Source organism: Rhodococcus sp. USK13 (assembly GCF_018343855.1).
Classification (GTDB): Bacteria; Actinomycetota; Actinomycetes; order Mycobacteriales; family Mycobacteriaceae; genus Rhodococcus_F; species Rhodococcus_F oxybenzonivorans.
Genome location: NZ_CP069242.1, coordinates 4,569,897 through 4,577,391, shown reverse-complemented (window position 1 = coordinate 4,577,391; position 7,495 = coordinate 4,569,897). Strand labels below are relative to the sequence as shown.

Below are 7,495 nucleotides of genomic sequence, written 5' to 3'. Positions count from 1 at the left end.
GACAACCGGCGCAATCTCGACGAGGGCTCAGCGGCTTTTCCATTGACACCGACAGACCCGGTCACAGGAGCGAAGAGACGAACGGCACGATCGCGATCACACACGCGGAGCGGGTAACGGCACCACCCAGTGCCGCGATCACCGAGAGGACTGCCAGCGGGGCAGGCACTTCGCGGACAAGGATTGCGCGCCCTCCCGCTGCCTCGTTTCTCTCGGTCTTCGACATTGTCATTTCGCCTCGGCCGCGAAATCGGACACGGTAGGTAGGGTACCGGCGAGGATCTCTGCACGCGCTGCAACGACCGCGTCGTCGTGCGCGGACTGTGTATCCCCATTGGGGCCCAGCGCAAGGTATTCCAAGAGCAATCCACGATGCACCGCAACGATCCGCGCAGCGATCGACCGAGCTGCCCCAGTCGATGCCCCCGCTCTTTCGATCGCATCGGCCATCGGGGTAAGCCACTCGTCCACGGCGGGCCGGAGAAAGCTCTCACGCAACCCTGGATCTCGCGCTGCTGCTGAATAGATTTCGAAGAACAGAGCAATTCGACGTCGCCCGGAAGGAGTCGAAGCCTCCGCCCATGCCAGGTTCAATCCTTCGGCAATGACGTCCGCAACTGCTTCGGGTCCCGATCGCTGCTCCGATTCCTCTGCAAGGCAACGGATTCGGAAAATCAACTCGCGCGACATGTCCAGGTAGGACGCGCGCACCCTGTCCACCACAGCTTCGACCAACAGCTCACGGCTACCGAAATGGTGAAGAAGATTGCGAGTTGACGTTCCGAGATCTTCGGCGAGTGGGCGCAGCGTCAGGTCGAACAAGCCGTGCTCCTCGGCATATGCAGTACATCCGTCGAGCAACTCTCGGTACCTGGCGGCATCCTTGTAGCGACCCATGCCGGCAATTTTATACTACGATCGGTTCATGAATCGCTCGTAGTACAAAAAGGGGATTGACATGCACAGCCTGACGAAGAAGGAGATTCTTCGCTCCTTCGTCAACAGCTCCCAGAGCCGAATCAAGACAGTGGCCTTTCCTCCGAGCTTCGATGAGACGGAGTGGGAGGAGTTGGACTTCTACGGATGGGTCGATCCACGCTCCCCCCAACGGGCGTATTTGGTCACCACGCACGCGTCCGGAGCGACTGGCATCGAACTCCGGAGGGCGAACTCCGAGGGTGCTCGTCCACGCAGCGCCATGTGCAACCTCTGCCACGCAGTACATCGTCACGGCGGGACTGCTCTTTTCGCCGCGCGTAAGGCCGGCGCGTCGGGAAAGGCAGGTAACAGCATCGGCACCTACCTGTGCACCGATTTCTGCTGCTCGCTCTATGCCCGGGGCCTGAAATTGTTGCCGGACAATCAACCCGAACATGCCCTCCCCACACGGACGCGTATCGCACAGCTATGCCATCGACTCGACGGATTCGTCGCCCGCGTTCTCACTACGTGATGAATACGCACTCCGCACGCGTGTATGGTGTCCGAAGCTCTTGACTGCAGGGACCACGAAGCTGGGCGGGGTGGATGGATACCGGATCAACTCCGGCTTGCGAATGCGGGAAACCCGGTCACCGTTCGCTGTCTTCTGGTCCCGCGAGGAAAGCGAGACTTCATGGGAACGGCGCGTTCTTCCCAGTTTTCGAGTCGCACGCGAGGAGGCAACGCCCTGTGAGGACAAGAAGCGGGCCGCCGCATCAGGCGTTGTTCCTGTGTGCCGGTCACGTGGAGGTGAAACCAGTTGTCACTGGTTGTCATCGATGCCGAACAGGCGTGTTACCCATTCGTCGATCGCCTCCCAAAGGGTTTTGTCGACGCGTTCGAGGCCTCTGTGCCACATCTCCCAGACTCGACCGGTGTCGTCGCGTGTATCCAGAGCGACTGCGTTGTCGGAGGCGTCGCGGCAGACGCCGACGAGTTGGTCGATGTCGGGTAGCTCGGATTCCACGATCTCCACGAAACGGAGTTCGTTGCTCACCGGGTCCCGTGATTGCCCGACGTACTCGAAATCGGCTGCCTCCCCAAAGTTCGAAATCCGCGGCATGTCTTGAGCTGGCATCAGGCCGATGGGGTCCTCGTTGAAGAATCCGTTCTGCACGGTCGTATAGAACGTTCTGAGCCCGTGATCGATCCCCGCAGCGAACAACGGAATTTCGTTCTGCGGCAGCGGCGCTAGCCCGTATGCGACTTGAAAGTATGATGGGTGGGCTTCCCCGAAGATGTAGGCCAGCACCACGGCGGTCCGACCACCCTCGGAGAGGGTCGCGCGGCACAGTCTGAGGGTGGGTGCGGCGTCCCGGATGATCCGTGTGACGCGCGGGAGTTGCCCGGGGACCGCGTTCTCCCATGCCCGGAGCACGACGTCGACGGGATTGCTCGAGGTTTGCGCGTCGATCCACCATCGGGGGATGGTGCCGACCTCGTCGTCGCTCAACTGGCCGGCGTCAATTGCGTCGAGATCGTGGAACGGATGCCGCGTCGCCAGAAGCTGCACAACTTCTTGGTCGGTGGTCACAAGCCACACCCTTTCTGATCCTTCGCCATGCGATGAATTCGCCCCCGGGGTATGCGCGTGACCAGTCTCTCCCGCCCATGACTCTAGCAACTGTTTCTCGCCCCAACGCCGGCGGCTTTGGTGCCGCGGGCGGGGCGTGTCGGCTGATCTGGACGCCGCCGTAGGTGCGGTGGTCCCGGCAAGGGAGTAGCGGGCGACGTTGTCGTTGTGGCCGGCGCCTAGCAGGATCCCATGGTGGGTCTGTGCTGGGTGTGATCGCGCATGTTCTCGTCGATCCAGAACACGCAGAAGCCGAGTTTTGCCGACGTGCTCGGGTTCGAACCGGCCTATCTTCAGTTCGACCACGACGAAACAGGCGTGGATCCAGTTGCAGAACAGCAGGTCGTTCCTTGGGCGTCCGGAACCCTGCGTACCGCAGGGTTCCGGATTCATCCATCACGATCCTCCGTCGCAACTTGGTGATCTCGTTCTTGCGAGCCATGCGGAGGATAGACAGGACGCAGCTCGACGAAGACTTCACGCGGCCACTTCAGTGCGTACTCAGTCAGGGTCGGTCAGGTCCATCAGCACTCCATTCTCAAGTTCGGAGTAAGTCTGACTGGCCCCCGGTCGCGGCATGCAGGGGACCCGATCCTGATCGACTTCAATGGCGGATCCGCCCGCGTCGGTGGCCGAAAATCCACGTCGGCGACCATTTCGGCAGCCCTCAGAGCTCCGGCCGGCTGGTCACTGCTGCTTGGTCCAGGTGCGGATGCGATCGAGGTTGTCCTCCAGCGGGGAGATGGCGTCCACGGTCAGATGGGCACGCTCAGTGGCGGTGTTTCGGCGCGCATGCGCTGCACGTGGTTTCAGTCGACTTCGTGCCAGCCGAGGATGTTGCGGTGCCGGCCTTCGATACGTCGGCGGTGTTCGTGTTCGTCGCTGCAGACGCATTCGACGATGTGGAGCCGGGCATCGTGGTCCTCGGCGATTTGTTGCCACCGCTGTGCGACGGTGCCAGTGATCGCGCAGTCGACGGTGGCGCCCTGGTCGAGCATCAGCTGTCGGACGATCAGCGATTCGAGGAGGCTGTGGTACATCGCGATCCGGCCGTTTCAGCTGAGCCAAGACGTGGTGGGCGGGCGCGAGTGCGCCGAGCAGCCAGTCCCCGAAAGGACGACCACCCGGCTGTTCATGGCTTGGATCGTCCTCCACCAGCGTTCGTGGTGTCACAAGTACTCGAAAATCGTTCCGGCCGTGGTGATCACCGGTGATGCGAGTAGCTGGGCCGGGCGCCTGCGGATGAGGAACCTTTCGACGCCGGGGTACTTCTCGCCGAGCGAGGTGCTGGTGAAGCCGGTCTTCTCGTAGAAGCGCACTGGGTCGGCGTCGGTTTCGGCGACGATCCGGTGCTGGGGTGGCGGGATTGTACTCAGTAGATGAGGACGGTGCCGGTACCTTGTTGCCGGTAGTGGGGGTTGGTGGCGAGGTGCAACAGCGTCACCCGATGCGGTGCGGCGCTGTATCCGATCACACCGACCGGCAGGCGACGGGTTCGGGCGACGGCGAGGACCGTGGAGCCGGTCCGGTAGGGCACGAGCGCCACGTCGAGGCGGTCCCGATCTTCCGATCCGACCGCGTATGTCAGGAGCGAGATGATGCCGTCGGGATGGGTCTCGTCGATGGCGACCGGGGTTGCGCTCACGTGGCCCACGGTAAGGCCGGTGTGTGCGAAACGCCGTCTGCGGGCCCCAGCGAGTCGAATCCCCAGGAACCTTTGGCCGCCTTCAACCTTCCTGGCGCCGGTCGAGGGCGTCCCAGGCGGCGCGCTGCGTGCACAGTTCACCGATGGCGGCGACCGCGGTGTCGGTGTGTGGGTCGACCCACACCGGTCCTTCCTGGCGGAGGCGGGGATTGAGGATGTGCCGTCCTCGCGATGGCCACTGGATGAATTCGTATCCGGTCAGCTCGCCTTGCGCGGTCTCGGCGACCCATGCTGCGACCTGCGGGTAGGGCGCATCCATCGATATGCCGTGGCAGAGGTTGAACCCACCGACCCCTGGTCCGCGCCAGCCGAGGGTGACGGCGTACTGGTCGCTGATGGCGAGTTCCCACACCAGACGGCTTACCTGCACGTCGCGTCCGTATCGCAGGCAGCGCAGATCACGGACAACGGCTGCGATCGCGGGTAGCCACGGGTCCGGTGGCTCGAAGCCCTGGGTGTCGTGGAAGTCCGGACCGTCGTCGGTCATGGCAAAACGCCACACCAAGCTGTCCTGGTTCCACTCCGGCATCGGCATGGAACCATCCTCGCCGTCGACGACTCCCTGCGATGCGCCTTTGCCCTACCCGTCCCGTGCCCCGGCACGAGGTGGGCGGGGGACGGTTCGGGGGTTGAGGGTTTGAATTCCCGGGGCCAGGTACAGCTGGGTGTGGGTTAGGTTGTGCTGCAGTGGGTTAGCTGCCGAAGAGGGTGCCCGGCTCGCTGAGATCGGGTATGTCCTCCCGTTTAGGGTCGGAGTTGGGGACGGTGACGACGGTGGAGGCTTGTTGCACGGTGTTGGCGGTCATCGGGAACTGGACCAGGTATTGCTCGATCCCGGGGTAGGCGGAGACCCACATGGCGGGGTCGGTGCCCTCGCGTCCGCAGGAAGCGAGGGCGACGTAGGAGCCGTCGGGGATATCGGTGACCGTTTGGGTGGTGGTGCCGGGCGGTATGTCGCCCTGCTGGTACAGGGACTGACCAGTACGCATGATGTCGTCAACCGGTGGAAGTTCTCCGTCGGGGGCGGCGGCGAGGGAGGTGGTGCAGCCGATGGACGCGCCGGTGTTGTTGGTGATCGTGTTGGTCACGGTTGATCCGGTGACGCTGAAGGCGTAGGTGACGTCGCTGGCTTCGGCCGCTGATGCCGGCGCGGCGGCGACTGCGACGGCGAGTGGAATGGTCGCGGCGGCGAGGAGTGTGGTGCGGACGGTCATGCGCATGGGGTGGTCCTTGTTCGTCGGGGTGGGTGGTGCTGGGTGAATCGTGCAGTAAAACCGACCGAATGGCATGGTTTTGCCGACTATCGGCGAAGTGATGTATCCGCGGGCGGGCTGTGTGCGGTGAATGCGTCACTCGACCACATCGCGGCCTCGGGAATCACCAGGGTCCTGGCACCGCTGGATGGATGTGCCACCACCGCAGGTGCGCGGTAGCGACCTCTCACACTTCGGGCTATCATGGATTTGTGCCCGATAATCAGTGAAAGCGAGGGGTGGGTGTGATGAATGAGGCCACCGATATCAGCACCGAAGCCCGCTATCTGCGCGGGGATCTCGGTTTCGAGGACGCGCTGCGGGAGGTGACCGGCACCGATGTCGGCCGGAAGTTCTTCGCCCAGATCCTGCACAGCCTGTCCGACCGGAATCCGGCGGCGCCGCCTCTGTCCGACCACGACGCAGCGCTGCTCGATCAAGCCGGGTTCGTCGACGATCCGGCCGCGGCGACGGCCGCACGGGTGGACCGCGACATTCGCATGCAGGAGCTGGTCCGCAGCTCCCTGTCCATCGCGCAGGCCGCGGACCGGCTCGGGGTGACCGCGGCCCGGATCCGGCAACGCCTCGGCGAGGGCACCCTGTGGGCATTCGCGTCGGGTCGGAACCGGTTGCTGCCGCCCGCTCAGTTCACCGATACCGGTGCGGTGCCGCACCTCGATCAGGTGATGCCGTTGTTGACGAAGGATCTGCACCCGCTGACCGTGCAGGCGTTGCTCACCCTTCCGCAGCCGTCGCTGACCGTGGAGGGCCGGTCGGTGTCGATCGTGGCGTGGTTGACCGGCAGCGCCGGAGCCGCCGCCGATATCGAACAGGTCCACGATGTGATCACCGCCGCCGAATGGGAATCGGCATAGATGGGGTCGATGCTGCCCACACCACCGACCATCGCCGACCTCCGCGACGCGGGACTGCGCCCCGAGGAAGTGATCGACTGGCAACCGGCCGAGGTGGTGTGGCGGGTGCATCGCACCACCGGCACCCATGTGCTGCCGTGGAATGGACTGCGCACGTTCGGGCCGATCCTGCGGTTCGACCACCACCCGCCCCCGCGGGTCGAACATCCCGATTACGGCATCTGGTACGGCGCATCCAGTCCCCGCGGCGGGTTGGCCGAGGCGTTTCAGAGCGCCCGGGTGATCGACCGCCACCGCGGCGATCCGTATCTGACCGGGCTGCGATTCACCCGGCCGCTGAGACTGCTCGATGTTTCCGGCATCGGTACTGGGACGTGGGCGACCCGGGTCGGCGGTAACCACGCCCTCGACTCCGCCGCACACGGGCGAACCCAGCACTGGGCCCGCACCATTCACCGGGCCCACGACGATCTCGACGGGATCATCTACCGCGGCCGGTTCGCCGGCAGTGTGTGTATCGCGATCACCGAACGCGCCACCGACGCGTTCCCTGCGTTGCCGGCGTTGTCGCTGCCGTTGTCGCATCCCGGGTTGTCCGGACCGATCGACAGCGCGGCCTATCAGCTCGGCTACACCATCACCTGAGGCTGAGACACAAGCGTGGGCGAACCGGTTGGGCCCGCGGCACATGTCCCGTAGCGGCACGGCATCGCGATGCGGCGCTACACAATTGCCGCTGGACTCGGCTTCGCGGCCGTGACGGTTGCCGTCTTCGCCGGCGCGTGGCAGGCGCCCGTACGCGGTTGTCGTGGCCGCGCACGTCGTGGCTTTTGTTGCTGTGCCGATGATGTGTCTGTGGGCATTCGGCTTCCGCCTGATTGCTGAGGCCGATTTCGCAACCTTGCCGGGCATCGTCCTTTCCACTGCATTCGTGGGCGCAGTCCTCACTGCCGAGCATGATCAGCACAAGGGACCACTTCAGTGGATCCTGTGGGCTGCCTACGCCACAGCATTGGCGTTCGTCGTCCTACGCCTCGGCCTTGCGCGCACGAAACACCGAGCAGGACTCGCTCTCGGAGCGCGCCGAGCCGAACATCTACAGGAGCGG

At 64.3% G+C, this 7,495-nt stretch carries 11 protein-coding genes and 1 pseudogene; 3 read left to right on the top strand and 9 right to left on the bottom strand.

Annotated features, from left to right (window positions below):
• Positions 1 to 61: 61 nt before the first annotated feature.
• Both JQT59_RS23590 and JQT59_RS23585 read right to left on the bottom strand, forming a co-directional pair.
• Positions 62 to 226: a hypothetical protein gene (locus JQT59_RS23590; RefSeq protein WP_213572219.1), complete on the bottom strand. Its 165-nt coding sequence runs from the start codon at positions 224 to 226 to the stop codon at positions 62 to 64.
• A gap of 2 nt (positions 227 to 228) precedes the next feature.
• The gene (locus JQT59_RS23585; protein ID WP_213572218.1) at positions 229 to 897 is read right to left on the bottom strand and encodes a TetR family transcriptional regulator; all 669 of its coding nucleotides are present in this window, start codon (positions 895 to 897) and stop codon (positions 229 to 231) included.
• A gap of 61 nt (positions 898 to 958) precedes the next feature.
• Here JQT59_RS23585 and JQT59_RS23580 point away from each other — a divergent pair, with 61 nt between their 5' ends.
• A complete protein-coding gene (locus JQT59_RS23580) occupies positions 959 to 1,453 on the top strand; it encodes an FBP domain-containing protein (protein ID WP_213572217.1) in 495 nt (164 codons plus the stop codon).
• A gap of 291 nt (positions 1,454 to 1,744) precedes the next feature.
• Here JQT59_RS23580 and JQT59_RS37210 read toward each other — a convergent pair whose 3' ends face one another.
• The 7 genes and pseudogenes from JQT59_RS37210 to JQT59_RS23555 form a co-directional block, all read right to left on the bottom strand.
• Entirely contained in the window at positions 1,745 to 2,515 is a 771-nt protein-coding gene (locus tag JQT59_RS37210; protein WP_249353794.1) for a hypothetical protein, read from the bottom strand.
• A 159-nt stretch (positions 2,516 to 2,674) separates the two neighbouring features.
• Positions 2,675 to 2,947, bottom strand: a pseudogene (locus tag JQT59_RS38055) (PDDEXK nuclease domain-containing protein); the annotation flags it as partial.
• A 416-nt stretch (positions 2,948 to 3,363) separates the two neighbouring features.
• Positions 3,364 to 3,594, bottom strand: a complete 231-nt coding sequence (locus tag JQT59_RS23570; protein WP_213572215.1) for a hypothetical protein — start codon at positions 3,592 to 3,594, stop codon at positions 3,364 to 3,366.
• Positions 3,595 to 3,723: 129 nt separating this feature from the next.
• Positions 3,724 to 3,873 carry a hypothetical protein gene (locus JQT59_RS37205; protein WP_249353792.1) on the bottom strand — a complete coding sequence of 50 codons (150 nt, stop codon included), beginning with the start codon at positions 3,871 to 3,873 and terminating at the stop codon, positions 3,724 to 3,726.
• Between the two features lie 53 nt (positions 3,874 to 3,926).
• A complete protein-coding gene (locus tag JQT59_RS37200) occupies positions 3,927 to 4,199 on the bottom strand; it encodes a hypothetical protein (RefSeq protein ID WP_249353790.1) in 273 nt (90 codons plus the stop codon).
• 82 nt (positions 4,200 to 4,281) lie between these two features.
• Entirely contained in the window at positions 4,282 to 4,794 is a 513-nt protein-coding gene (locus JQT59_RS23560) for a hypothetical protein (RefSeq protein ID WP_213572214.1), read from the bottom strand.
• A gap of 157 nt (positions 4,795 to 4,951) precedes the next feature.
• Positions 4,952 to 5,479: a hypothetical protein gene (locus JQT59_RS23555; protein WP_213572213.1), complete on the bottom strand. Its 528-nt coding sequence runs from the start codon at positions 5,477 to 5,479 to the stop codon at positions 4,952 to 4,954.
• Between the two features lie 281 nt (positions 5,480 to 5,760).
• Here JQT59_RS23555 and JQT59_RS23550 point away from each other — a divergent pair, with 281 nt between their 5' ends.
• Positions 5,761 to 6,387, top strand: a complete 627-nt coding sequence (locus tag JQT59_RS23550) for a hypothetical protein (protein ID WP_249353788.1) — start codon at positions 5,761 to 5,763, stop codon at positions 6,385 to 6,387.
• Complete coding sequence (locus JQT59_RS23545) at positions 6,388 to 7,032, top strand: RES family NAD+ phosphorylase (RefSeq protein ID WP_213572211.1); 645 nt, start codon at positions 6,388 to 6,390, stop codon at positions 7,030 to 7,032.
• Positions 7,033 to 7,495 lie beyond the last annotated feature (463 nt).